General features: G+C 46.5%; 24 protein-coding genes. 17 read left to right on the top strand and 7 right to left on the bottom strand.

Annotation, left to right across the window (positions count from 1 at the left end; all coding sequences use genetic code 11):
- Nucleotides 1–151: 151 nt before the first annotated feature.
- Both NDI44_RS22235 and NDI44_RS22230 read right to left on the bottom strand, forming a co-directional pair.
- Nucleotides 152–1,069: a histone deacetylase gene (locus tag NDI44_RS22235; protein ID WP_190411978.1), complete on the bottom strand. Its 918-nt coding sequence runs from the start codon at nt 1,067–1,069 to the stop codon at nt 152–154.
- A 59-nt stretch (nt 1,070–1,128) separates the two neighbouring features.
- Nucleotides 1,129–2,490 carry a hypothetical protein gene (locus NDI44_RS22230; protein WP_190411977.1) on the bottom strand — a complete coding sequence of 454 codons (1,362 nt, stop codon included), beginning with the start codon at nt 2,488–2,490 and terminating at the stop codon, nt 1,129–1,131.
- Between the two features lie 365 nt (nt 2,491–2,855).
- Here NDI44_RS22230 and NDI44_RS22225 point away from each other — a divergent pair, with 365 nt between their 5' ends.
- The gene (locus NDI44_RS22225) at nt 2,856–3,386 is read left to right on the top strand and encodes a hypothetical protein (protein WP_190411976.1); all 531 of its coding nucleotides are present in this window, start codon (nt 2,856–2,858) and stop codon (nt 3,384–3,386) included.
- 164 nt (nt 3,387–3,550) lie between these two features.
- Complete coding sequence (locus NDI44_RS22220) at nt 3,551–4,591, top strand: mechanosensitive ion channel family protein (RefSeq protein ID WP_190411975.1); 1,041 nt, start codon at nt 3,551–3,553, stop codon at nt 4,589–4,591.
- Between the two features lie 86 nt (nt 4,592–4,677).
- On the opposite strand, the gene NDI44_RS22215 is transcribed toward NDI44_RS22220, so the two are convergent.
- On the bottom strand, nt 4,678–6,738 hold the full coding sequence (locus NDI44_RS22215; protein WP_190411974.1) for an S-layer homology domain-containing protein: 2,061 nt from the start codon (nt 6,736–6,738) through the stop codon (nt 4,678–4,680).
- 132 nt (nt 6,739–6,870) lie between these two features.
- Between NDI44_RS22215 and NDI44_RS22210 the strand changes: the two genes are divergently transcribed.
- Together NDI44_RS22210 and NDI44_RS22205 are read left to right on the top strand one after the other, a co-directional pair.
- Nucleotides 6,871–7,767 (top strand): alpha/beta fold hydrolase, encoded by an 897-nt coding sequence (locus NDI44_RS22210; protein WP_190411973.1) that lies wholly within the window; start codon nt 6,871–6,873, stop codon nt 7,765–7,767.
- A gap of 342 nt (nt 7,768–8,109) precedes the next feature.
- Complete coding sequence (locus NDI44_RS22205) at nt 8,110–8,895, top strand: DUF3891 family protein (protein ID WP_190411972.1); 786 nt, start codon at nt 8,110–8,112, stop codon at nt 8,893–8,895.
- Nucleotides 8,896–9,158: 263 nt separating this feature from the next.
- Here the strand turns inward: NDI44_RS22205 and NDI44_RS22200 are convergent, their stop codons facing one another.
- Complete coding sequence (locus NDI44_RS22200; RefSeq protein ID WP_190411971.1) at nt 9,159–9,719, bottom strand: opioid growth factor receptor-related protein; 561 nt, start codon at nt 9,717–9,719, stop codon at nt 9,159–9,161.
- Between the two features lie 343 nt (nt 9,720–10,062).
- Here NDI44_RS22200 and NDI44_RS22195 point away from each other — a divergent pair, with 343 nt between their 5' ends.
- From NDI44_RS22195 to NDI44_RS22165, 7 genes are all read left to right on the top strand, one after another.
- The gene (locus NDI44_RS22195; protein WP_190411970.1) at nt 10,063–10,260 is read left to right on the top strand and encodes a hypothetical protein; all 198 of its coding nucleotides are present in this window, start codon (nt 10,063–10,065) and stop codon (nt 10,258–10,260) included.
- Nucleotide 10,261: 1 nt separating this feature from the next.
- Nucleotides 10,262–10,489: a pirin family protein gene (locus tag NDI44_RS22190; protein ID WP_190411969.1), complete on the top strand. Its 228-nt coding sequence runs from the start codon at nt 10,262–10,264 to the stop codon at nt 10,487–10,489.
- Complete coding sequence (locus NDI44_RS22185; RefSeq protein ID WP_190411968.1) at nt 10,486–11,376, top strand: hypothetical protein; 891 nt, start codon at nt 10,486–10,488, stop codon at nt 11,374–11,376. Before NDI44_RS22190 ends, NDI44_RS22185 begins: the two co-directional genes overlap by 4 nt.
- A 210-nt stretch (nt 11,377–11,586) precedes the next feature.
- Entirely contained in the window at nt 11,587–12,297 is a 711-nt protein-coding gene (locus NDI44_RS22180) for an SDR family oxidoreductase (RefSeq protein WP_190411967.1), read from the top strand.
- Between the two features lie 287 nt (nt 12,298–12,584).
- Nucleotides 12,585–13,457, top strand: a complete 873-nt coding sequence (locus NDI44_RS22175; protein ID WP_190411966.1) for an MBL fold metallo-hydrolase — start codon at nt 12,585–12,587, stop codon at nt 13,455–13,457.
- A 213-nt stretch (nt 13,458–13,670) separates the two neighbouring features.
- On the top strand, nt 13,671–15,602 hold the full coding sequence (locus tag NDI44_RS22170; protein ID WP_190411965.1) for an iron uptake porin: 1,932 nt from the start codon (nt 13,671–13,673) through the stop codon (nt 15,600–15,602).
- Nucleotides 15,603–15,773: 171 nt separating this feature from the next.
- Nucleotides 15,774–16,931, top strand: a complete 1,158-nt coding sequence (locus NDI44_RS22165) for a hypothetical protein (RefSeq protein ID WP_190411964.1) — start codon at nt 15,774–15,776, stop codon at nt 16,929–16,931.
- A gap of 105 nt (nt 16,932–17,036) precedes the next feature.
- Here the strand turns inward: NDI44_RS22165 and NDI44_RS22160 are convergent, their stop codons facing one another.
- Both NDI44_RS22160 and NDI44_RS22155 read right to left on the bottom strand, forming a co-directional pair.
- A complete protein-coding gene (locus tag NDI44_RS22160) occupies nt 17,037–18,725 on the bottom strand; it encodes an NAD(P)-binding protein (protein WP_190411963.1) in 1,689 nt (562 codons plus the stop codon).
- Nucleotides 18,726–18,767: 42 nt separating this feature from the next.
- On the bottom strand, nt 18,768–18,899 hold the full coding sequence (locus tag NDI44_RS22155; RefSeq protein WP_277877539.1) for a hypothetical protein: 132 nt from the start codon (nt 18,897–18,899) through the stop codon (nt 18,768–18,770).
- 430 nt (nt 18,900–19,329) lie between these two features.
- Between NDI44_RS22155 and NDI44_RS22150 the strand changes: the two genes are divergently transcribed.
- Both NDI44_RS22150 and NDI44_RS22145 read left to right on the top strand, forming a co-directional pair.
- Nucleotides 19,330–19,746, top strand: a complete 417-nt coding sequence (locus NDI44_RS22150; RefSeq protein ID WP_190411962.1) for a DCC1-like thiol-disulfide oxidoreductase family protein — start codon at nt 19,330–19,332, stop codon at nt 19,744–19,746.
- Between the two features lie 331 nt (nt 19,747–20,077).
- Nucleotides 20,078–20,578 (top strand): hypothetical protein, encoded by a 501-nt coding sequence (locus NDI44_RS22145; RefSeq protein ID WP_190411961.1) that lies wholly within the window; start codon nt 20,078–20,080, stop codon nt 20,576–20,578.
- A gap of 24 nt (nt 20,579–20,602) precedes the next feature.
- Here NDI44_RS22145 and NDI44_RS22140 read toward each other — a convergent pair whose 3' ends face one another.
- Nucleotides 20,603–21,034: a hypothetical protein gene (locus NDI44_RS22140; protein ID WP_190411960.1), complete on the bottom strand. Its 432-nt coding sequence runs from the start codon at nt 21,032–21,034 to the stop codon at nt 20,603–20,605.
- Nucleotides 21,035–21,471: 437 nt separating this feature from the next.
- Here NDI44_RS22140 and NDI44_RS22135 point away from each other — a divergent pair, with 437 nt between their 5' ends.
- From NDI44_RS22135 to NDI44_RS22120, 4 genes are all read left to right on the top strand, one after another.
- Nucleotides 21,472–22,323: an alpha/beta fold hydrolase gene (locus tag NDI44_RS22135; protein ID WP_190412002.1), complete on the top strand. Its 852-nt coding sequence runs from the start codon at nt 21,472–21,474 to the stop codon at nt 22,321–22,323.
- 79 nt (nt 22,324–22,402) lie between these two features.
- Nucleotides 22,403–22,873 (top strand): photosystem II protein PsbQ, encoded by a 471-nt coding sequence (gene psbQ, locus NDI44_RS22130; protein WP_242029085.1) that lies wholly within the window; start codon nt 22,403–22,405, stop codon nt 22,871–22,873.
- Nucleotides 22,874–23,041: 168 nt separating this feature from the next.
- Nucleotides 23,042–24,139 (top strand): FAD-dependent oxidoreductase, encoded by a 1,098-nt coding sequence (locus NDI44_RS22125; RefSeq protein WP_190411959.1) that lies wholly within the window; start codon nt 23,042–23,044, stop codon nt 24,137–24,139.
- Between the two features lie 36 nt (nt 24,140–24,175).
- The gene (locus NDI44_RS22120) at nt 24,176–25,525 is read left to right on the top strand and encodes a glycoside hydrolase family 3 protein (RefSeq protein WP_190411958.1); all 1,350 of its coding nucleotides are present in this window, start codon (nt 24,176–24,178) and stop codon (nt 25,523–25,525) included.
- The last annotated feature ends 60 nt before the right edge of the window (nt 25,526–25,585 follow it).

Below are 25,585 nucleotides of genomic sequence, written 5' to 3'. Positions count from 1 at the left end.
GGGGTGCCGGTATACATTTCAATTTCAAAGCCTTTTGATAGCAAGGGGTTTTTCCTCAGATGAGTGAGTACGAAGTACGGACACGGGATACCGCTACCGTTAAAAAGTGTATCGAGGAAGACGAAATGGCTCCTCTGCCCTTAGTCTGGCATCAAAGTTGGTACTGATGATAGACAGTAGTGGCGGCTCGGTGTAGCAAGGAGTGCCGATAAACGAGAGAGTCAAGATCGTCAGCATAACCCCCGCCAATCACACAGGCGACTGGGTAGCCGAGTGCCACACAGGTACTCAAAACTTGCATTTCCCGACGGAAGATTCCGGTGTCTGTGAGGGCGAGTTTGCCCAAGCGATCGCCAGCATGAGGATCGACGCCAGCATCGTATAAAACAAGATCCGGCTTGACTTGTGAGAGCAAATCTGGGAGATATTTTGCCAAGGTTTGCAGATAGGCGTCATCTTCCATCCCAATCGGGAGAGGAACATCTAAGTCACTTTGTTGTTTGGTTCCGGGAAAGTTAACTTCGCAGTGCATCGAGAAGGTGAAGACGCTGCTATCTTCTTGGAAAATCACGGCGGTACCGTCTCCTTGATGGACATCTAAATCCACGATCAGGATTTGGCGCGCCAGTCCCAGATGTTGAAGCACGCGGGCAGCAATGGCTAAATCGTTGAAAATACAGAAACCAGAACCATAACTGGGAAAAGCGTGATGAGTACCCCCCGCAGTATTGCAAGCTAAACCGTGACTGAGTGCCAATTTAGCGGTGAGAATCGTACCGCCCACTGCTACGCAGGTACGATTCGCTAATGCGGGACTCCAGGGCAATCCGATTCTTCGCTGGGCTTTGGCGTCGAGGGTGCCTTCACAGTATGCTCGGACATATTCTGGGGTGTGAACGAGTTCTATCCACGCTGGTGGAGGAGGTTCGGGCGGATGAATTTGCTCTGGATGCGCTACGCGATCGCTTAAGAGCATTTCGTAGAGTTTACTGAATTTGGGCATGGGGAAGCGATGCCCTTCTGGGAGAGGTACGACATAATCCGGGTGGTAAATAATTGGCAAGTCCATATTTAAAATTTTGAACTGCCAAGCGGCAAAGGAAGAGAGGATTTCCGAGGCAATTTTCCTCAGACGCTACGCGATCGCAAAATTTTCCAGGCAAACCCACTAACCAGGCAACCTAAACCAATACTGAACAAGATGACAATAACCAGATTCGCCAAGGGGATGACTGCGGATAGTTGGTTGTCGATTTGGTTAGGGTAAGGCTGGGTAAAATCTTTTACCAACGCCGAGGAAGCAGAGGCGGCGACTGAGGCGGTTCCCACTCCCAGACTGGCAGCGGCGATAATATTTTCCAGATTGCGATCGCGCTTAGCTTGTTCAATCTCGACGATGCCTCGAATCGTGTTAATCACATCTTCTAGCACTCTCAATGCAGGGCTAAAGCTGGCACGATCTTGTTGGATTTGAATTTCGTATTGCTTGACTATTTGGTTGAATCGTGCCAAAAAATGCAGCTCGGTTTCTCCATATTTGCTAGCTTCTTGAAGCAGGTAATTTAAATGTTCTTGGTATTTTTTCTGATAGGTTTCAATCGCGTGCAATTGAATTTCTAGATGATTTAAGTCTGAAGCATACTGGGACAATATTTTTATATTGACTTCTAAAATTCTCTGCAATTCTTTTAACGGTAGCTGCTTGAGCATTTCACCCGCTTGGAAAATATAGCCGAAATTCTCTTGCAATTGCTGTCTGAGTTTCTGAGCTTCACAATAAGACCAAATAATTTTATTGCGGTAGTAAAACAACTGCATCCAGACCTCAGAATATTTAGCAGCTTCAGTTTCGGCGGCTACATCGGGATAAAAGATAACCAAAACATGGTGATTCTCTTCCATGTCCCAACGCTGGGGAGATAGCCACACTTCAAAAACGGTTGCCCCTAAAAATTTTCCTTTGCTTGGCTTTTGCTGTTTCCATCTCCCAAACTTCAAAGTTTCGTAAGCTTCTTGGGCGAGACATTCTAAAGGGGTTTCACAGTTTCGAGGCAAAATCCCAGACACAATCCAGGTTTTTCCAAGATTGCCTTGTTTATCAGCAGCAAGATGTTTGAGGGTAGGAAAGCATTTAAAAGATTGCAGATAGTCTCGATCGTTAATATGGCAATTAAACAAAAGCCCATAACTATCGCTAAATCGCACGGGATAATAAAAGCCTTTGACTGGATATCCTTCAGTGCGAGCTTGAAAAGTATAATAAGCTTCAGTTTCCCCCGCCAGGCGCAATAATTCTAAATATTCTGGATCGTTATAATTTGAATCGTCAGCACCGACAAGAATTCTTTGCAATTCTAACGGGAAGTTATCCCAAAACGTGAGCTGGTTCTGGTTGATTTGCTCTGCATCGTCTCCCAAGCCGTTTCTCAGGTGGTAAACAAATAGATCCAGGTTAGGAAGAAATAACAGGTTCATCGGAAGAGTAAACATATTGCTACCATACCTGGCGATTTAAATCACAGCTATGCCAACCCTACTTTAGAAGCAAGGAAGTAGAAGTTGCGAGAACTTTTAAACAAAGCCCGCTGGCGCGGACTGAGAACCAATATAAAGTGTATGACGAAACCTGCTCAAGGTAGATTTAGAAGCGATCGCAAAATTTTGCATAGCATCTCTTACCCGCGCAGGATTCAGCCAGTTTTAGACTTGAAGATAGGGCAAACGAGCGATCGCTGTAGATACGCCGTATACAACACCTCGACATCTTCGTGTCACAGCAACTCCCAGCAAGGGAGGAAGTTTAAACTGGATGGAGAGAAGAGAAATCAGCAAGCGATGGGGAGGAAGGAGAGAAAATGCAACACAAAATCGTCTGGGAACAGGGCAGCAATAATCCTGACAATACCAAGAACTTCGCAACCATCCGCGAATGGTGGGCAAGTCTCATCGACAATAAAATCACGTGGCGACAGCGAATCATTCCCCAGACGGGCGATGCTACCGAACTCGATTGGGAACCCCAACGCTTTGACGAAGTATTTGAGATTCAAATCCCTGAGATTCGCGGTATCACTCTCTACTGGCGCAAAATCAACGAAGATCGAGAACGCAGCACTACGCCTACCAAACTCGAACTCGATACCCTTCGCCAGCAACTTTATATCTATCCCCAATCTCAAAAAGAACTGGTCATTCGGGTAGGGATACCAGAAACCATCTATCAAAAGATTGAATTTAAATCTCCCCAATTGCAATTTGCTGCTAAGGAAGGTGAAAACCACATCCTGACTCTGCGAGATACTCAGCAACAGTTGGAAGTGAAAGCCATTCTCAGTCCAGAAAATTTGAGACAGTTAATTGATCAGTTGAAGCAACAATTGTCGTAACTACGCTGTATCTTTTTTCTAGAGGTCGCGCCAGCAGATGAGATAAATCGTGTCTCTACAATTGTCTCGCTGCTATGTGTAGCCGCGATAGGGGCAACTCTGGAGGTTGCCCCTATCGTCAGTCTCATAACATATACAAATAGATTTGAGATAAAACTATCAACATGAAGCAATGGATTGTCCCGATTGCCTTTATTCTTAGCGGATTTCTCGTTGGGATAATTTTTGATAAATTTTTTCTTCCTAGACTCAAAAGAATAGCTGTTAAAACTCGGTTGCCAGGGAATGAAATCGTTTTTCATTCCCTGCGTGGCATCCCCAAAATTTGGTTTATTGTTGCTGGCTTTTACGGAGCCATTTTTACCCTTCAACTAAATCAGGTTATTCCTGACCGGATTTCTGGCATTTTTCAGAATATTCTGACTGTTATTTTCCTCTATTCTGTCACCTTAGTTTTAGCCAGACTGACGGCGAGTTTTGTTACGATATTTGGTCAAAGAACACCCGGAGTTTCAGCTTCATTACTATCTAACCTAGCCAAAATTGTCGTTCTGGTTTTGGGAATCTTGATGATCTTGCAAACGCTAGGGATTTCCATTACACCTATTTTGGCAACCTTGGGAATTGGCGGTTTGGCAGTTGCTTTGGCATTTCAGGATACCCTATCTAACTTATTTTCAGGATTATATTTGATTATTTCTGGACAAGTCAGAACTGGCGACTATGTAAAACTAGAGACGGGACAAGAAGGTTACGTTACCGATATCACTTGGCGGAATACCGTGATTAGAGAACTGCCAAATAATCTAGTCGTTGTACCCAATACAAAGCTGGCTTCTGCCATTTTTACGAATTACCATTTACCTGTGAAAGAAATAACTTTACCGATTCAAGTAGGTGTCAGTTACGATAGCGACTTGGAACACGTTGAAGAAATAACGGTTGAAGTTGCTAAAGAAGTTATGCAAGAATTAGCAGCAGAGATTTCTGATTTTGAGCCTTTTATTTTATATCAAAATTTTGGCGAATTTAGTGTCAACTTTACAGTATTTCTTAGAGTTAATGAATTTCTGAACCAACGAATTGCAAAGCATAAATTCATCAAGAAATTGCACCGACGCTATCAGCAAGAAGGAATTACTATCCCTTTCCCAAGTAGAGAAGTTTATGTAAACCAAAAGGGAAATAATATTGCTAATGACTAATATAAACGTCGAAAAAATAGAAGCCGCAGCTATTTAATTTGGATAGCTGCGGCTTTCTTAGTTCTCAGACTAACGATTACCGACGATTACCGACCCTGACGACCCGGACTGCCAGGCGCTGCGCCTGCTCCTTCGTCGTTACTGGGCTGGTTCCGATTGGAATTGCCTGGATCGCAACCTTCTGGCCCATTACCGACCCCTTGGTTGCAATTCTGACGCTGATTCGTGCGTTCGCTCCCCTCTACCTCACGGTTATCGCCAGGGACGTTTTCTGGCTTGGGAGTATCAACTTCGCGCACTGTGGGGGGTTTCGCACCTTCTCCCGCCACGTATGGCGAGGCGATGTTCTGAGCCTTCCCAGTGCTGACTAAAGCTTGGTAGAGGAAAGCACACACCTCTGCACGGGTGGCGACTTGATTGGGTTTGAGTGACTGGACATTGGGATAGTTCACCACCAGACCCCGTTCTGTCGCTGCTGCAACCAAACTGCGGACGTCGCTAGGGATGCTAGCGGCATCGCTGTAAACTTGCAGTAGCGTCTGGGTAGTGGTACTGGCAGAAGAGTAGTTCATTCCCTTTGCCAATGCCACTAAGATATCCAGACGAGAAAGCTTTTGGGTGGGGTTGAATGCATTGCTGGAAACAGCGCCTAAAAAGCCCATTTCATAGGCTTCTTGGATAGCACTGTACGCCCAGTAATCCGAGGATACATCCCGGAAGGCGATCGCATTCCGCACTTTATTCATCTCAAACGCTTTCCGCAGCATCGCCGCAAACTGGGCGCGAGTCACCGGCTGATCCGGTCGGAAGCGACCATCGGGGAAGCCTTCGATAATTTCTAACTCCGCCAGTTGGGCGATAAAATCTTTTGCCCAGTATCCCTGCGGAACATCGGGAAAACTCGTCTGGATGTTTCGAGTGACTCCCACGTTTGCATATCTTGCCAGCAGCTGGCTGACTTCGTAGGTCGCGTTCTCGGCTTCTACCCCAATCACCTGCACCAACTGACCGGGAGCTGATGTCAATAAGGCAGCCATTCCTGAACTGTAAACGCTCATCGTCTCACCCGCCAGCATTGATTCACCGCTGGTAAATGAGCTGGAATAAACGCTAGTCGCCGCCGAAGTCGAAATCTCGCTCGATTGGAACTGGCTGACGTTAATTTGCTCGACGCTGCTCAGGAATGTTACCCGTTCCTGAGAGTCGATTTGGGTGTAGTAGTTGTAGGCGGTGGTACCGCTGTCGATGTTGCCATCCATGTCGGCATCAATGCCGTACACAGTCCGCACTACGCGGGTTTCAGACGAATTTTCTGACAAAATTAGGTTAACGGCGGCGTTTTCAGACAAGCATTCAAACTCGCTGTACCCAATCAAGCGATTTTGGTCGTATAGACGCACGACCACGCGATCGCCCGGATTCACACCTTTGACAAACTTCGCTTTTTGCTTGATTTTGTATCTGAAGTCGCCAAGATACTGCTCTTGGGAATAGCTGTTGCCTTGTTTCGACTTCACGGATACGCGAGTAATTACCTCTGTGAGGCTGCCTGCGGGTTGCAGAACGGCAAGACTAAAGTTCCCTGCGGATTCGGTCATTGCCACCGTAGACCGCTGTTCTGTGCGGACGGTACTCCTTTGCTCGGTGGTTTCCGTGCGACGGGTTGTTGTCTGTTGCCCAGTGGTGGTACTTTCCGACCGGAGTCGAGCCGTCAGCGTCTGGGTCGCTGCTTCATCCCACTTCACGAGCGTTCCAGATTCGTTGGTGCGATAAACCCAAAATCCCTGTTCTTTGGCGCTACCGACCAGTACCAGCCAGCCGGGAACCAGTGCCTCGGTGCAGGCAACACCTGCTTCTGCTAACTCCAAGCAACCATTTGACCAAGTTTGCTTCGCCACCTGAAGGATGGTTAAGTCAGAACTTTGCATTCCTGTCCGTTGGGCAGCATCCTTTAAAACACCTTCAGCAACCGCTGTTGGCAGCTGGGCGGTATCGTCTTCTGCTTGGCTGAGCAGATTTCGACCCGATAAGGGCAGATTGCCCGTTGTTTGTCCAACTTGCGCGATCGCAGGGGCAACCGTTGTCATACTTAAACCGGCAGCCGCAAATACCAGGCTGCCTAAAAATACCAAGGAACTTCGCTTCATTAATCTCTTCTCACACCTAATCAAAACGGGTAGCGTGACTTTTTCAGTCGGTTAGATGTTCCCTGGTTTATCTCTTTTTAATGATAGAGACTATTACGATAGAAAAATAGTTAAGGAATCTTAATAATTATCGTGACGACTCAGCAGCTAAAAACAGGAAGCACTTTTGAAAAACTCAACTGGACTTGGCGCGGCTACCGGATTCAGTACACAGTCATGGGCACAGGTCGCCCTCTAGTGCTGATTCACGGCTTTGGGGCTTCCATTGGACACTGGCGCAAGAATATGCCAGTCCTCGCCGCTGAGGGCTACCGAGTATTTGCCCTAGATTTACTCGGATTCGGCGGTTCGGACAAGCCAGCCCTCGATTACACTCTCGAATTGTGGGAAGAACTACTCAAGGATTTCTGGGAAACTCATATTCAGGAACCGACCGTCTTTGTCGGCAACTCGATTGGGGCATTACTCAGCTTGATGGTAGTGGTGAATTCTCCAGAAATTTCCGCTGGTGGCGTGCTGATTAACTGTGCCGGGGGCTTGAATCATCGCCCCGATGAGCTGAATTTCCCCCTGCGACTGGTGATGGGAGCCTTCACGAAGCTGGTCAGTTCCAAAGTCGCTGGCCCGTTCCTATTTAACCGCATCCGCCACAAAGATCGTCTCCGTCGCACGCTCAGACAGGTCTACGTGAACCCTGAAGCTATCACGGATGAACTGGTGGATATGCTTTACGATCCTTCTTGTGACACGGGCGCTCAGCAGGTTTTTGCCTCAATTCTCACGGCACCCCCTGGCCCTAGCCCAGCTGAGTTGTTGCCAAAAATACAACACCCGCTGCTGGTACTTTGGGGAGAAGATGACCCCTGGACGCCGATTAAGGGTGCGACGATTTATAAAGAGCTAAGTGAGAATGGGCAACCCGTGAAGGTTGTCGGCATTCCCAAAACGGGTCACTGTCCCCATGATGAACGTCCGGACGTGGTGAATCCTTTGATATTGGATTGGTTGGCGCAGCTGAGCAGTCAATAAAACTTAGTCAGTAAAAGTTTCGGTTCAACTGTCGTTGCACCGACTTGTGCATTTGAGGTTCTGAATTTGAGGGAACGCGATCGCACTCGCTTCGAGATCGCGTCCCCTCGCGCCTGATTCACCTAACGTTACATCCAACCTCTTCGCTCCTTCCTTGCCTTCCTGAAAACAAAGGAAATTAGGATTACTCCATTCACTGCCGATCCCGTTCGCGGAAATCAATCTCGGAGCGGACAGACTCGTGGGGCGCGAGCGGTTTAAATGGATAAAGCACGGCTTGCTGTGATGAGGAGCATCCAACTCATCACGACTATAGTTAGGAAGATGCGGTAGGAACCATAAATGCTATATCGCAAAGAACCAGAGGGGCTGATAGCGATCGCGCAGCTTGCCCATGCGTGGGTATCGGGTCAATTGGCACAAGCGTGGGGAAATGAGTATTTTGGGAAGTTGGAACCTAGAAAAGAGGTTTGCTTAGGTGCCGAACAACATGATATTGGCTGGCTGTCCTGGGAAAAGACGCCTACCTTCAACCCAAAAACTGGTTTGCCGCACAGTTTTACGGAATTACCGAGAAAAATCCATATAGATATTTGGTCAAAAGCCGGAGAATTAGCGATCGCTCAAGGAAGATATCCAGCGCTGTTGGCTTCCCTGCACGGTACGCGCCTCTACGAGCATTACGACTCTAGTAACGACTCCGCAGAAGATATCCAGCTTGTGCAGGACTTCCTAGGGCGCGAACAGGCTTTCCAGAAGGAATTAATTGACTCCCTCCGCAACGATCCGGATTACGCACCCTACAGCACACCAGAAGCGATCGCCCGAAATCGGCAGTTAGTGGGAATCTGGGATTGTTTATCGCTGATCTTGTGCATGAAGTTAAGTAAAGAGCGTTCAGTAGAGAAGGTTCCCACCGCTGAGGGTGAAATTACGCTGAAGCTGACGCCACTAGCAGGCGATCCAACTCAGGTAGCGGTAAGTCCTTGGCCTTTTTCAGAGAATGCGGTAACGCTGGTTTGCGAAGGACGCTATCTATCGGAAACCTTCCCAGACGAGGAGACGATGCGGAACGCGATCGCGAAAGCACCTTGGGTGACGATTAAAACTCACCTGCATCCCGTGTAAGCACCGACTGGATTATGTAATTAATCGGTATTCATCAAAGCAACATATTGTGCTTACCCATAAAGAAGTCAGTAGGGGCAAATGCTTTGCCTCTGCTGACTCTATATTTTGCTTTTTTTACCCAATATTCCTACTAGACTTGCTTTCAAGAGAGATGAAGAGCGCCTGCTCTCTTATCCAAGAGTAGGTAATTTTATCGTCGTTTTTCAAGAGAATCTTCGGGGTTCATTGCGACGCTCGTTTAGGCAATAAACCCCGAAAAATCAACTCATTTCAACTGCCCTTTTCCAAAAAGCATAAGTGTCACTTCCAATTTTTTGACTATCTTCTGAATAGATATCATCTAAACATTTTAAAAAAGCTTGGGCATAATTTTCTAATCCCAGAGTTGTCAAACATTTTAAAATCCTGGTAATCCGGAGGTAATTATGATTAAGAGGCTGAATCCAAGCCCTTTTTCTATCTTGATATTGGTCAGATTTGGTTATTTGAATATTATTGATGTTTCCTTCGTTGCATTTGAATCCGTAAAACCTGAGCATTATTTTAAATGACTTTTGCAGACGTGTTTTAAGTAAGGGATCTGTCCGAAAAGCTTGAACAATTTCATCATTTAGAACCAGTGCATTAGGGTTGTAGCCACTTTTATCTTTCAGGGGGAAAAGCCACTGAACATAGTCATGAATCCGTTCAAGTTTTTCGTAATTCCATGACCAAATCTCGTCGATCATCCGTCCTTCTGAATCAGGCTGTTGACTAAGATAGAAAGCCACAAGAGCCGGGGATGCGTTAGCAACCAATTCTTTGTCAGATGATTTTGCCATAAGTGTTCCTCTGCAATTAATCAAATGTTAACAATCTGGGAAATCAGCTAGATTCACGCTCATTCTAAAGCTGGCAGGGCGATAGAAAAGTCTATGAGTACTTTTGTTGCAAACGACCCTTTAGATCCGAGGAGATAACTAGAGTATTTAGCATTCCTCGTTATGGAACTATCTCGCTTTCCTCACAAAAGCTACAGTGCCTAGTAGCGCTAACAACAGTTATTAACTGTTGCCTTCATTACAATAACCGTTGATAATTTCAACAATGCCAATGTAGCTGCTAGCGTTAGGCGATCGCATGAACTGACATCCGTGTCTGACTACTCAAACCGAGGTGCAAGCGATGAGTCAAGATACGCTCAATTTAATCCACGACAGGCAAAATCGCGGTTATACCAAGCTAGGTTGGCTGGATAGCGATCGCACCTTTTCCTTAGGGGGTTTGCTTGACCCGGAGCCAATGAGATTTTGCACTCTCAGGCTGATTCACGAAGATAGAGTCTTAACCCAGTTCTGGTTTCGGTGCCCACAGTCATCATGACATGGAAATCCTCACCTACGCCCTAGACGCCCTAGAAGGTGCTATAGAAGAGCATCAAGATAGGTTGGGGATGGGGAATCGGACAGGTACTTATCCAAGAGAAGCACAGATGATGAGTGCTGGCGCTGGCATCACCCACCGTGAATTTAATTTCTCTGAAACTAATCCCGTCTACTTTCCCCAAATTTGGATGATTTCCGATCCAGAAGAATTAGGTAAAAAACGATGACACAACCCATTCACATTTTGCTCCAGACAACCATCCCGACAACAGAAGATGACTGGAGCATTTGGCGCTTCTCCTTGTTACGCGACTATCTCGCATCCCTGACAGATGAGGCGGGGAATCCCCTGTTTGAAGTAACAGAACGCGATCGCGTGTCAGATGCAGACGGCAACGACCCGATTTTAAGTACCCTCGACCGCTCGGATTTTGACCAGCTATGGCTATTTGCATTAGATACTGGCGAAGGTCTGACGGAAAAAGATTGTGCGGGAATTAATGCATTTCGCCGACGCGGTGGAGGTATCCTCACCACCCGCGATCATCAAGATATGGGTTGCTCCATGTACGGTCTGGGTGACATCGGCGCGATCCACTTTTTCAACACCAAAAATCCAGACCCCGACGAATCTCGCTGGTGCATTGACGACCCCTACACAACCTATATTTCCTGGCCTAACTATCATTCTGGGCGCAACGGCGACTATCAAAAAATAACCCCCACCGAACCCATTCACGAACTTCTACGCAATCCCAATTCACCTTCTGGATTAGTCGAATATTTTCCAACTCATCCCCACGAGGGTGCAATCGGAGTTCCCACAGGCGCAAAGAATGCTCGTGTGATTGCAATGGGCAAAAGCTTAATTACAGGTCGTCCCTTTAATCTGGCTGTTGTTATCGAAAGTGAAAAAGACACTGACGGCAACACCCTAGGGCGTGCAGTTGCTGCATCGAGTTTTCACCATTTTGTCGATTACAACTGGGACATCGAAAAAGGTTGTCCTAGCTTTGTGGATGAGGCTCCCGGCGATGGCATGAACCAAGAGCCACGCGCCCTAGAAGATATCAAGACTTATGCGCGGAATGTTGCTTTGTGGCTTGCGCCCTAATGCGTACAGGAAACTGTACCCGTGTTGCTAATTTTGCTTCTGTACGTTCATCCACCCATGACAAGAAATTAACCAGATTCTGAGCAACTTCCCAAAGAATCTGCTGAGACTTCATTGATAAATCAGTCCTGAAATTTTTGCAGAACACTCAATAAAAGCAAAAAAGTCTAGAGTAGAAACAAAGGGAGCAGTGGAAGTATAGAAAATCCAATGAAGAAAGTCGCAATTGTCACGGGTGCCAATCGGGGACTGGGTTTTGAAACTTGCCGACAACTCGCAAAGCGAGATATCCAAGTGATTCTGACCAGTCGTGACGAAGCAAAGGGGAAAGCAGCCGTTGAGAAATTGCAAGCTGAAGGCTTAGATGTAGTTTCTCATCCGCTTGATGTCACCAGTGCAGAGAGTATTGAGCATCTTGCTCAGTTCATCCGCAATCAATTTGGGCGATTAGATATTCTAGTGAACAATGCTGGAATTGCGAGAGATCCTTTAGGAGATCCAGAGGGTAGTATCTTCAACACCAAGGTTAGTACCATTCACGAAACGATGGAGACGAATTTACACGGCCCATTACTGCTTTGCCAAGCATTAATTCCGCTGATGAAAGAGCATCAGTATGGGCGTGTTGTGAACGTATCATCGGGTGCAGGACAGTTATCCGACATGAACACTGGATTTCCCGCTTATCGAATGTCCAAAACCGCATTAAATGCCCTCACACGGATTTTTGCCAATGAGTTGGAAGGCACCAATATTTTAGTGAATTCTGTGTGTCCTGGCTGGGTAAGAACCGATATGGGTGGCCCAAATGCTACCCGGTCTGTAGAGCAAGGGGTTGAAACAATTGTGTGGCTGGCTACTCTTCCAGATGATGGCCCCACGAGTGGTTTTTTCCGCGATCGCCAACCCATTGATTGGTAAGCACAATCGCATCCCATTTCTATATCTATTTGCTTTAGGTTAGACAGACGCGAGCAAGTGCGTTCCTACAATTTTTGTAGTCCCACCTTTAAAAGGGATGAGTAGCTTATTTTTATCATCTCTCTAAAGTTAGGTTTTTTGAACTAATGGACTCAAGTACAGGAAGTTGAACAATGTCGGCAAATTGATCTGCAAATTGAGCCTTTTCTATCTCCCTTTTTCGAGCTTCCACTTTAAGGCATTTATTTTGCACAAGATTCTTTTTAAACAACCAATTAGGTTAGATTATGGCTCACTTAAATCAGCGTCACCCTGAAAATATTAGTGGCGATTTTTACGTTGATACGACTTGTATTGATTGCGATACTTGTCGTTGGATGACTCCAGAGGTGTTTTATCGCACCGATGAGCAGTCAGCAGTTTATCATCAGCCAGAAAATGAGGCTGAAAGATTAAAAGCAATGCAGGCTCTTTTGTCTTGTCCTACGGCTTCCATTGGGACTGTGGAGAAGCCAAAAGACGTTAAAGATGCTCAGCACAGTTTTCCGATTTTAGTCGCTGAAAATGTCTATCATTGCGGCTATCATGCAGAAAATTCCTATGGCGCTGCTAGCTATTTAATTGTGCGACCGGAAGGCAATGTGTTAGTTGATTCTCCCCGCTTTACGCCTCCTCTGGTGAAGCGGCTAGAGGAAATGGGAGAGATTCGCTATATGTATCTGACGCACCGAGATGATGTAGCGGATCATCAAAAGTATGCCGAGCATTTTGGGTGTCAGCGAATTCTCCACACCGACGAAATCTCTTCGGGTACTCGCAATGTGGAAATTCAGCTAACTGGCTTAGAGCCAGTACAGTTGGAGCCAGATTTGTTAATTATTCCAGTGCCCGGTCATACAAAAGGTCACACGGTTTTACTGTACAAAAATAAATTTCTGTTCACGGGAGATCATCTGGCTTGGTCGCCAAGTTTAAATCACTTGTTTGCCTTCCCCGATGTCTGTTGGTATTCCTGGCCTGAATTGCTTAAATCAATGCGAAAGCTGGCTAATTACTCGTTTGAGTGGGTGCTACCCGGTCACGGACGCCGATACCATGCTGACAATGAGACGATGCGCCAGCAGATGCAGCAGTGTATCGCCTGGATGGAAGCGCGTTAAAGTCTTTTTGATTTTCTCAACGCCTCTTGAACAAGGGGGTTAGAAGCACACCGCGTCAGAAGGATAGCGCCTCAATGCGTAACTTGTGACGCCAAAAACTGATATGGCAACGGTATTCCTAAGTGGGGTGCCGTTTTTTTTAGTTGATTTCCTGAAGTTAGCAATTTCGGCTGTCAAAGGTAACGGCTATGTATCCAGAATGACTAGAATCTCATGAGCGACTTCAGCCTGGTAGTTGTCGGACTGTTAACTGCTGGGAAAAACTCAACTTTGCCACCCTCAGCCGTAATGCCTCAGCCATCCGAGCGATCGCTAAATGCAACTGAGCCTCAACCCATTTTGCCCTCTTCTGTCACGGTTGAAGTCACGCAGCCAGAATTCTCAACTTCCAATCGCCTGACTTCTCACAGTCGCTTGGAGAACCTAACCCCCCACCCCGTTCCCTCCATTAGCCAAGTGGCACGAAGTGCAGGAACGGGGAATAGGACTCCCCCCGACTTGCAGGAGAGGGGTTGGGGGAAAGGTGTGTTGGCGGAAATGAGTTCTACGAATGCCTCGGAACCAATACCCGCAGCAACTCAGCCGAAAGATGCTGGCTTAGAAAATATCGCTGACGGCGATGAATCAGGCGATGCGATGAGTCAATTAACATCAGTCGATCAACTGACAGATGTTACTCCCGCAGATTGGAGTTACCAAGCCCTAAAAAACCTGACAGAACGGTATGGCGTCATCTCCGGCTACCCGGATGGCAGCTTTCGCGGCAACCGTTCCCTCAGCCGCTACGAATTTGCCGCCGCCCTCAATGCTGCCCTGGAAAAAATTTTCACGCAACCCCAAGGCATTCCTAAAGATGATTTAGCGACCCTGCAACGGCTTCAACAAGACTATGCCGCCGAACTAGCGGAAGTTAAAGGTCGAGTCGATAACTTAGAAAGTCGTACAGCACAGCTCGAAAATCACCAATTTTCTACCAATACTCGACTATTTGGGCAAGCAATTGTTGGCTTGCAGGGAAGCAATCAAGTAGATGTGGATTTGTTTCCTAGAGATGGAGTGCCGGAACGTTCTGGTCAGGCTCAGTTGACTCTGGCAAGTAACGTTCAACTGTCTCTGGCAACCTCGTTTACAGGACAGGATTTACTGCTGACGGGGCTTCAGGGTGGAAATCTCGCCTCTTCTGCACCCTTTGTCTTTACCAATATGGGTCGATTATCGACTGAGTTAGAAACTAACAACGACCTGGTTTTGAGCGACCTTTCCTATCGGTTTCCAGTCACGGATAACTTCGGCGTTATTGTTGGTCCGGCTGGTGTTAACCCTGCCAATACATTTCGCGGTATCAATCCTTTAGAAGGTTCGGGAGATGGTTCGATTTCCTTATTAGGTCAGCGCAACCCCATTCTGTCAATTGGCAACGGCACGGGCGGCATTGGATTTGACTGGCAAATTAACAAACGCCTGAGTTTACAAGCCGTCTACAGCGCTGAACTTCCTGACTTTACCAGTAATAGCAGCCAAGGTGGACTATTTGGCGGTAGAACCAGTGCGGGCGTGCAGTTCACTATTGCACCTACAAATAATCTAGATATCGGGTTGCACTATATCTATTCACACTCTCCCGATGGTTTGCTGGGTATCGGCACCGGCGACAATCAACTCATTTCGCCCTTGGCACCGATTATTTCGCCATCGACTTCTTTTGCCTTTAATACTCACGCCGTGGGAGGGACTTTGGCTTGGCGCGTCAACCCTAGATTGACTTTAGGGACTTGGGGAGGGTGGACTTCTTCAGACCCGGTCAATCTTTCGGGTTCTGTGGAAACTACGAATTGGATGTTATTTTCTGCGTTTCCTGACTTGTTTGGTAGAGGAAATTTGGGGGGAATTTTGTTTGGACAGCCGCCGAAAATTACTTCCAGTACCTTGCCGGATGGCTTCAATCTTCCCAACTTTTTGACCAATTTGAGTGGAACGCCGGGAGGGCGTCGCGACACGGCTTTGCACCTAGAGCTGTTTTATCGAGCCAGATTGACGGATAACATTTTCCTGACTCCAGGGGTGTTGGTGGTTTTCAACCCCGACCATAATGCGGCAAATGACACGTTAGTAGTGGGAACGATGAGAGCAACTTTCCGGTTTTAAGGAGAAAAGCTAGTAAAAGCGAAAAAGCTCTGATAAATGAAATAACCCGTTGCGGTTTCGGCAAATTTCCCCAGTATATGTGATTGAGTGAGGCACAAACTGGCGGAAGCTTTGCTTTGCCATGATGCGATCGCTCTATTTTTTGGCTAATACCAATCGGAAAGAATATTTATGCGATCGCTATCTTCAAAAACTCCGGTGAGTTTAAGCTTACTGATTAGCAGTAGTTTAACCGCTACGATCGTGGGCTTGGGAGCAAATGGTGCTTTTGCCCAAGTAACCATTAACAGTAGCGGTACAGTCACGGGTACCTTTACCCTTCCCCCCGCTAACCCAAATTTCAACCAAAGCACAACGAGAGTTGATACTAATGCCGCAGGGCAATATTTCCGCAACGGCGTCCTCGTCTACACTGCACCCAATCCTGGCTATGTAGGAACCAAAGCCGATGGCACTCATTATGTAGACTTTCGTGGTATTCCCGTTGTCTCCACGAATGGAACGATTACCTCTCCGGTTCTAACTAGCGGCAATCTTCAACCCAAAAAGCAAACCGGGCAAGAAGGAACCACCTTATTTGGCACAATTCAGGATGAATTTGTCGCCAGAGGCTTCTGGGAAGGCGTTGTCACCGATCCAAAAACTGGGCAACAGTATCAAGGTGTATTTGAAATTAGGGGTCAGGGGCCTAGATATAGCGATGCCAATGGAGGCACCAGCCCCACCGTGTTTGATTTTGGATCTGAATACAATTTCGGCAACAACTTGCCCCCTACCGTGCCGAAACCCCTCCCTTCTTTTACTATCCCTGCCGGTGGTATGCCGGTGAAATTACAGGTGAAAGTGCCTGCAAATGCCGTTTTAATTACTCCAACACCTTCCCCAACACCTGTCCCAACGCCAGCGCCTTCTCCAGCGCCAGCACCTGCCCCAGCGCCCACACCTGTCCCAGTGCCAGCACCCGCCCCAGCACCCACCGCCTCAACACCCACCCCGGTAACCGCCCCAGTAACAGCTCCAGTAACTACCCCAGCACCTGCCCTAGCACCCATTAGCAGTGGCGGTAGTCCAACCAGTGGAGGAACCCCATCCCCATCTCCATCCGGGGCAAATGTACCTCCCTCACTCTTCAGCCGCAATGACTCTACTGAGGTTAATCATGTGGTTTTGGAGTCTTCCGCGACAGCCGCAACCAGTTGTACGCCTAATCAAGGCAGCAATTCAACAAGTGTCTCGTCTTCTGCCAACGAGCAGACGGCAGGATGCTCGATTGAGCTGACGACATCTGAGCAACCCATTGGGCCTCGGAGTCGAGTGCTGTTGCGTTAATGGAGGGTTTGCCAACGTTAATTAGCTTTGCTTTGTAGAAGAGGATACACAGCCTTTGCCCCTACAAAGCTAATTGAGTAAACGCTTCTAGCCAGTACAGAATCTTCAACTGGCTAGAAGTTGAGAAGGCGTCACGCGCCACAATTGCTCTAGTCGATTTGCTGGCATCGTCAAATACAAAATATCGCCAGCACTAAGGCAAGTTTCCAAAACATCCCAACCGTGAATCGTTTGGCAGTTGGTTTCGATATACAAAGGCACAAAGTCGGCGTCCATTGCCGATTCTTGAACGCGCTTGCCACAAAACGGATGCCCTGGTGTAATCATGGTGGCTAAGGCGATCCAAAGACTATCGCCAGTTATCCCATTACCTAAAATTCGTCCTCCTAAAGCCGCTGCTGCAAAGGAAGGTGCGGCTAATTCAGTCGGACTCAACACGGCATCAAATTCAAATACCTTTTGCGCTTGGGATGCAAAGTGGGGGTCTTGATTCCGCACCACGACAGCTAACTTTGGTGCAATCCCTTTGGCGCTAAGGGCAATCTCTAAATTCGCCATATCGTCGCTGGTGACAGCTAAAAGGGCGTCTGCTTTTTCCACATTGGCAGCTTTTAGGGTGGCAGATAAACTGGCATCTCCTTGAATCACGGGCACTTTCAAAGCGCGGACGGTGTTGAGAAAGCGATTGTTGGCGTCGCGTTCGATGACAACAACCTCATGTCCGTGGGTATGGAGTTGGTTGACGATTTGAACTCCAATACCGCCGAGTCCGCACACAATGTAGTGATTTCGCCCTGGAACTCGTGCGGCGTCCCAAAATTGTTTGAACCGGGTACCTAAAACAAAATCGTTGAGGAGAGCATAGCAAATCCCGATTACACCAGCACCGAGCAGCATCATCATTGCGGTAAAGATTTTAATGCTGTCGGGTGCGTGTTCTGCGACTTTCTCGTTACCACCAGCACCCGTAATCATGCCAACCGAAAAATAAAGGGAGTCAACGACAGATATTTTTGCATCGACACAAACATAAGTGAGGGTGGCAACAAAAACGGTGATCAGGAGGACTAGGGTAACAACTGCTATCGGTTGACCGTATTGCGGAAACTGTTGGAAGTTGGTCAGGACTTTGAAAAGTTTCGGAAGTACGGGTTTGCCGGAGGTGCGGACGCTGGGTTGGGTGCCAACAATTAAGCGATCGCCTATTTGCAACTTTTGCCCATACACGACGGCAGAAATGAGATCCATCTGACCGTCCACCGGCAAGTAGTAAATCAGCATCCGAGAACGGTCATCCCACAAGTCACTTAACTTACGACCGATCCAAGGATGCATTTCATCAATATGTTCTTCGTGGATGGGCCAAGTTTGGTTAAACAGCCGCAACTGTCCAATCGCTCGACTTCCCAAGGCGGCAAAGGCAAACACGGGTGCTGCTAGGGCTGCAACGCTCATGGTGACGTGATCGGCAAGCGTCTGGTTGAGGCGATCGCCTAAGCTCGTATTAAACAACCGATTGATAATCCGAATCTGAGGATTGAGAACTCTTGCCTGGGTAAGAATCGCTAAGTTCAGCGCCTCGTCTTCCCCAGCCAGCACTAACGTTTGGGCTTCCTGAATCCCCGCTGCTTTTAGAGTAGAAGCTGCCCGTAATTCTCCAATTACGACATCATAATCTTCACCCGGAATCGATTCGGCATGAATGCCAATCACGCTGGCTCCCTGCTGTCTTAGCAAGGAAAATATTTTATACCCAGTCAAACCTAAGCCACAGACAATAATTTTGGGTTTCATCCCGCCTAATCACTGCCTAAATATTCGTGCAATTGAATATTCTTACTGAGTTCCGCTCAAAGGACTGTAGCCGTATACACCGCTAAGACATTGCTTGTCTTCAGGCGGTTGGAACGATCGCTGAATACACCATGCAGGCGATCGCGCTGTGAAATTTTTTAGATTTAGCACCACTTACGATAACTCGCCAAGAAAATCTGTCAAAAAATCGATTTCTTTGCGGGTTTTGGAGCTAATTGAGAATAGTGCAAGATGTCAAACTCAGTTCTTTTTTGCGCTGTTGCGCGTACGGATTGCTTGGTATGGCTACCTATTTTTTTCGGCTTTTCCTGGGGAACTTTAGCTCTAATGACTATTTATGGGTTAGTTTCAAGACTAGGTCTTCCCTTCGAGAGAATTAGCAACCTGGTATATTAGGTTATCCTAGTAGTTATCTAAAAATTGGCTCGACTGCGTTGTAGTCGATACCCTCAAGTTAGTGGACATCAAAGAGTGTATCTTCCTTATTCAGATGGTGAGTCATTGAAGTTAAATCAACTCTAAAGCTTAGATATACGCTCCGAAAATATGTTTCAAATTAAGAATAAAAACATTTATTAACTCAATGAATTACCACGTGATTTATGATGGCAACTGTAATCTCTGTGTCACCCTGGTGCAACTGCTGGAAAATTTAGATAAGGGGCAGATGTTTCAATACATCCCGATGCAAGATCAAGAAGCCCTCAAACACTTTGGAATTACTGCCCAAGATTGTGAAATGGGCATGATTTTGATTAATGCCGATACGCCTGAGAGACGGTGGCAGGGAAGTGATGCGGCAGAAGAAATTGGGCGATTATTGCCAATGGGTAGCCTATTTGTGGATGCATATCGAGCTTTACCAGGGGTGAAGTGGATGGGCGATCGCACTTACGAACAAATCCGCGATAACCGTTACACCATCTTTGGCAAACGTTCTTCTACTTATCAATCTAGTTACCCAGCTAGTTTTTGTTCTACGGGATGTGTTACTGAATAAGAACTCACAAAAATATTTGGTGGGAAACTGAAAGCGATCGCCCAAACAAGGCAACACCCTAAAAGTAGAGAGGAAGCATTGGGATACTCTCGCCAAAGCTTTCCTTCCCCAGGTAGACGCTAGGCAGTAGTTTTCGTTTTTAAAATAATAGTTAGCTATCGCTGTCCTGTTGCGAAAAGTCGCCGCTTAAAAGCTGGTGGCTTGGTTTTACAATTGCTGGCTTGGGGCGGTGATTTAACAAGGGCGGGAAAAAAGCTTTATCAAGGTTTGATCGGGGGGTTATCTACTGCTGTAGCGACTAGCTGCGAAGTAGATTTAGGAGATTTGGGCAATGAACAAGAGATTTACGAATAATCGGGTTGCCGATAGAACAAAGAGCTTTTCCGAAGGATTTTGGAACAGTGGCGGCGCGATCGCATTAGCGCTGCTTGCCATGCTTCTTCCTGGTTGCGTAGCTGTCCAGAAAGAAGCGGCTGCCCCTGAACCTACCACAGCCGTTGAAAAAGTTGCTCAAAACACGGATCAACTGATTGGTCAGACAGTGACGGTCAGTGGCGAAGTTGAAGAAATTATTGGTCCCAAAGCGTTTCAGTTAGAAGACGACAAAATATTCAGTGGCGAAAAAGTGTTGGTTTTGAATGCAGTTTCTGCCACAGTTCCGATCGCTGAAGGTAAGAATGTTACGGTGACAGGGCAAGTTCGGAAATTCGTCCTGGATGATTTTGAGAAAGAGTACAACTTAACGAACGATTTAAATGTCAAGAAGAAAATGGAAGCCGAATTTGAAGGCAAGCCGGTAGTCATTGCTCAGACAACCCAAGTTATCGAGTAATTCCCTAGGGATTACCCATTCGACTTAAGCGATTTCTTCGCTGTTGAACAGTTCAAATATTTGCCGACAAAAGTGCTTCAGCTTTTCCCCTACTTCTGGCACTGGCTGGGATTCCCCGACAAACTGCCACTCCTCTACGGTCGAGAGTAGCCACTGTTTGCCTTTATGGTCAAAACCTGCTAATTCGACACCGATAGCACGGCGAATCCCAGTCACGGGGTCTTCGTAAAAGCGAATCTGTACCAAGATGCTGCGGCTTTGAAATAAGCGACTTCTGCCAGGAAAATGGAAGCCGATATCAATTGAATCCGGATCGACTAACTCTCTAGTATCCGGGTCGTTTGCCCAAGGTTTTAAATCTGCTCTTGCATCAGGAAACTCAGATTTGTAGAGATTGACAACAGCAGCAATCTTACTAGCGACTTGTATGTTTGTGGCCTGTTCAGCTGCATTCACTTCGCTTGGGTTCCCCTAAACTTACGCTTTTTCAGTTGTTTTGGCGTTTAAATATAACAGGATGTTCTGTATTTCGCAACTTGGTAGAGCATCTTTCTTTAAGTTTATTCATTGACGCGATAAGAATGGTAAATTTGGATACTATACAAGTGCTATTTTTTAAGGTATATTTAAATAATAGAAATATGTGCATTTTTTGAAATCGCGGTTAGAGTTTCATTATAAAAAATTGAAATATAGAATAAATATAAACTACTAATAATATACCAGAAAAAATTGCTAAATTATCATGAAATCCTTGAACTTCTAATATTTCAACAGCCCAATTTTAGATGCAATTTTAACCAGGATACTAAAATTAAAACTTGACTTGCTTTGCCGGAGATTCCCGCTTTTGCGGTAAGCTCAAGCAACCGGGAGATGTGCAGGCAAAGATAGTGTCAACCAATGAGCAATTAATCAAGATCGGTTCCTTGGAATGGTTTTACCGAGAAGAGAATCCGATTGGTAGAAGTGATAACCTGCCAGTTCTGCTGCTGCACGGGTTGCCGTCGCAGAGTTATAGCTGGAGCGGGGTCATGCCCGGATTAGCAGAGAAAGGGTATAGAGCGATCGCGCCTGACTGGATTGGTTTTGGCTTCTCGGCGAAACCAGAGCGGCGGGACTTTGCGTATACACCCGATACCTTCATCAACGCACTAGCAGAATTCATCCAACACCTGGAAATCGAGCGATTCTATCTGGTTGTTCAGGGATTTTTGGGTTCTGTGGGACTCCAGTACGCCCTGCGTCATCCAGACCAAATCGAGCGCTTGGTTATCCTCAATACACCTGTAGCAACGACTGCCAAGCTGCCTTGGAAGATTCAACAACTGGGTCTACCTTTTGTCGGCGATATGATGACGCAAGACCCGCTCTTGGTGGACAGAACCTTAGAAGGTGGTAGCCGTTACGTCATCCCAGATAAGGATTTAGACATTTACCGCCGTCCCTACCTCAAAAGTTCGGATGCGGGGCGAAGTCTCCTGTACACCGTGCGGAATCTCCAGCTTCAGCAGTCGATGGCAGAAATAGAATCCGGTTTTCAAAGCTGGACGCAGCCAACTTTAATTGCCTGGGGGATGAAAGACCCCTGGCTTCCCTTCACTCAAGCGCAACAGCTGGCGAGTTCCATCCAGAGGGCAGAAATCATGAAGATGGAAGAAGTCGGGCATTATCCTCAAGACCATTGGTCGGACAAAGTCAGCGATGCGATTCAAGGGTTTCTGCGTCGTCAGGCAATTGGATAATGGGTGATATCATCTCTTTTTCTCTTCTCCTCTCGCGTTTTCCCGATTTTTCTCTAAAATAACAGGGGAAATTTGATTCATGGTTTCAAAAAATAGCATGATGGCACGTTATCGGTCTATTTTGGGTTTAATTTTGGCAGTGGTAGCCACATTTATGATTAGTTGCGGTAGTGCAACTGCGGCAACGAAATCGGCTCCTACCTACACAGCGGCTCAGATTGAGCAGATTCAGCAATCGCTTCCAGGAATTCAAGAACAGCGCGATCGCCTTAACACATTGCAAACCTTCATCCAACAACGGCGATGGGTAGATGTGGGTACATTTATTCACGGGCCACTAGGAGATTTGCGACGGAATATGAACCGTGTGGCGGATAGCTTGGCTCCTAAGGACAAACAGGCAGCGCGTCAAGCAGCAAAAGATTTGTTCAGCGATCTGGTCAGAATCGATCAGGCTGCGAAAGAGGCGGATTATCAGCAAGCGGTGACAAATTTCCGCTCTGTATTGCAAGAGTTCGACGCCTTTATGAACTTGATTCCGAAGGCATAGCCAATTAAGGGGTAATTGGGAAAAAGTTATTAGTCCTGGGTCATTTGTCATGAGTTCGTTGCTACTGACTCAGAATTCAGGGCTGATCGTCATTACCGATTACCCCGTTACCGATTACCCCGTTACCGATTACCCATTTCTCATGCGCTCTTTCTGATGCGCTCTCAAATGAGTCAGGTTGTGATTATTGGATGCGGCGTTGTTGGGGCTGCGATCGCTTATGAACTCAGTCTAATTCCAGGGCTAACAATTACAGTCTTGGACAAGCAACCACCCGCACAAGCCGCCACTGGCGCTGCATTGGGCGTCTTGATGGGCGCGATCAGTCACAAAATTAAGGGCAATGCCTGGAAAATGCGGCAGGCTAGCATCCAGCGCTATGAAACCCTGATTCCAGAGCTAGAAGCGCTTTTAGACCGTCAGATCCCCTTCAACCGCCAGGGAATTCTGATGCTCTGCTTTGCTGGTGAAGATTTATCTCGTTGGGAAAAACTGGTAGAAATTCGCCACACTCAAGGCTGGCACCTGGAAATTTGGGACGCCGCCCAACTCCAGTCTCGCTGTCCTCAGTTGAGTCATGAGATAATCGGCGCGATTTATTCTCCCCAAGACAGGCAACTCGACCCGGTTGCTCTGACTTTAGCGCTGGTTGATGCTGCTCAACGCAACGGCGTTACCTTTAAATTTGGCGTCACCGTCTTAGAAGAGGAAGCAACAAATGCGGACATTCGCCACATTCAAACAACCGCAGGGCAAGTTGATGTTGATTGGTTAATTGTGGCAGCAGGGCTTGGTTCCACCCCACTCACAGCGTCTTTAAAACAACCGATTGATATCCGCCCGGTATTGGGACAAGCGTTGCACTTGCGCCTAGCGCAGCCAATGGGGCGCGCAGATTTCCAGCCGACAATTACAGGCAATGATGTTCACATTGTGCCCGTCACGGACACAGAATACTGGGTCGGTGCGACGGTGGAGTTTCCCAATAATGGGGATGAGATAGTGGCAGATGCCGCCCATCTGGATGAAGTCATGGCGCAAGCGATCGCTTTTTGCCCAAGTCTAGAAGAAGCCACAATCCTTAAAACTTGGTCGGGGTTGCGTCCCCGCCCCGAAGGACGCCCCGCCCCTGTTATCGGTCTTCTGCCCGGTTACAGCAATGTTCTTCTCGCCACAGGTCATTATCGCAACGGCGTTTTACTCGCACCCGCCACCGCCCAAGCGATTCGGGAACTGATTGAGCGATCGCTCAATCAAGATAAATAATCGTCAAACTATGTCTAGTTTTGCTTTTTTGTTTAAATGGTTAATTTACTTAAAATACTTAAAGTATTTTTAGCGATCGCACTTCTATTCCTTGCCTTTAATTTAAGAGCGCCTTTCCTCCCAAGCATAAAGTTTTATTTATTTTTAGGTTTAATCGCAATCAATTTAGCTTTGATTTTTACTGAAATCAAAGCCTTTACTCCCTCGAAGCTTAAAAAAAAATTCCTGAATAAAACAATCCTAGTGATTGCTTGCCTAAGTCTTTTTACAGCTTTAACAGTTGAAATAAGATTCAATTTACTGAAACAAAGTTTATTCCACGCCAACCCATCCCAAATAGAAAAGCTGGGTCAGCACTTTATTATTGGCTACCGAGACTTAAATGAAGTAAAGAAGCTAGTTTCTAAAAAAGCCATAGGCGGTATATTTCTCACAACCAGAAATATTAGAAATAAAAACCAAGAAGATATCAAGCAAGAAATTAATGCTTTGCAGGAGATTCGCCGCAGTCAAGGTTTATCTCCTTTATGGATAACGACCGATCAAGAAGGGGGTGTAGTATCTCGATTATCTCCCCCTCTAACCCAATTACCTCAATTATCAAAAGTAATTTCTGAGTCGGCAAATCTAGAACAAGCGAAAGATAAAGTCATCAAGTATGCCAAAATTCAGGCAAGTGAGCTATCTACAATTGGAATCAATCTAAATTTTGCCCCTGTGGTGGATTTAAACAAAGGAGTGATTAATCCAAACGATAAATTTTCTAAAATTTATAAGCGAGCTATTTCATCTGATAAAAAAGTCGTTGAAAAATTTGCTTTATTATATTGTCAGACGTTAGAAGCTAACGGGGTTAGATGTACGATTAAGCATTTTCCGGGATTGGGAAGAGTAGAGACCGACACCCATCTTGAAAGTGCAGAATTGCATACTTCCGTGAATGAATTAGCGCAGGATGATTGGGTACCCTTCCGGACATTAATGAGTAAATCTCAGGCTTTCACGATGTTGGGTCATGCTAAATTGATGGCGGTAGATGTTGAACATCCCGTCTCCTTTTCCCAGAGAGTAATTAGCATGATTAGAAATGATTGGCAACAGGATGGGGTTTTAATCACTGACGATTTTTGTATGTATGCAGTTTACAACAGTCAAGATGGTTTGAGAAATGCTACCGTCAAGGCGCTGAATGCCGGAGCCGATTTGATATTGATTGCTTACGATCACGATTTATATTATGAAGCGATGGATGCTTTAATCAAAGCTGATAATAAGCGCCAATTAGAGAATGAACTGCTAATAAAAAGTAGCAGCAGGTTAGAGCAAACCAAAAAGGCTCTCTATGGATTGCCCAAAGGGTTGCCGATAAGTGGAACAAACGGTTGAGATTAGAGGCGGCGTTAGCGAGGGGTATGCTGTATATTAATAAATGTAAACGATAGAGCA

The organism is Trichocoleus sp. DQ-A3, assembly GCF_039961975.1.
Classification (GTDB): domain Bacteria; phylum Cyanobacteriota; class Cyanobacteriia; order Cyanobacteriales; family FACHB-T130; genus FACHB-T130.
Note: the sequence above shows the minus strand (reverse complement) of the source record. Positions and strands in the feature narration are given on the sequence as shown.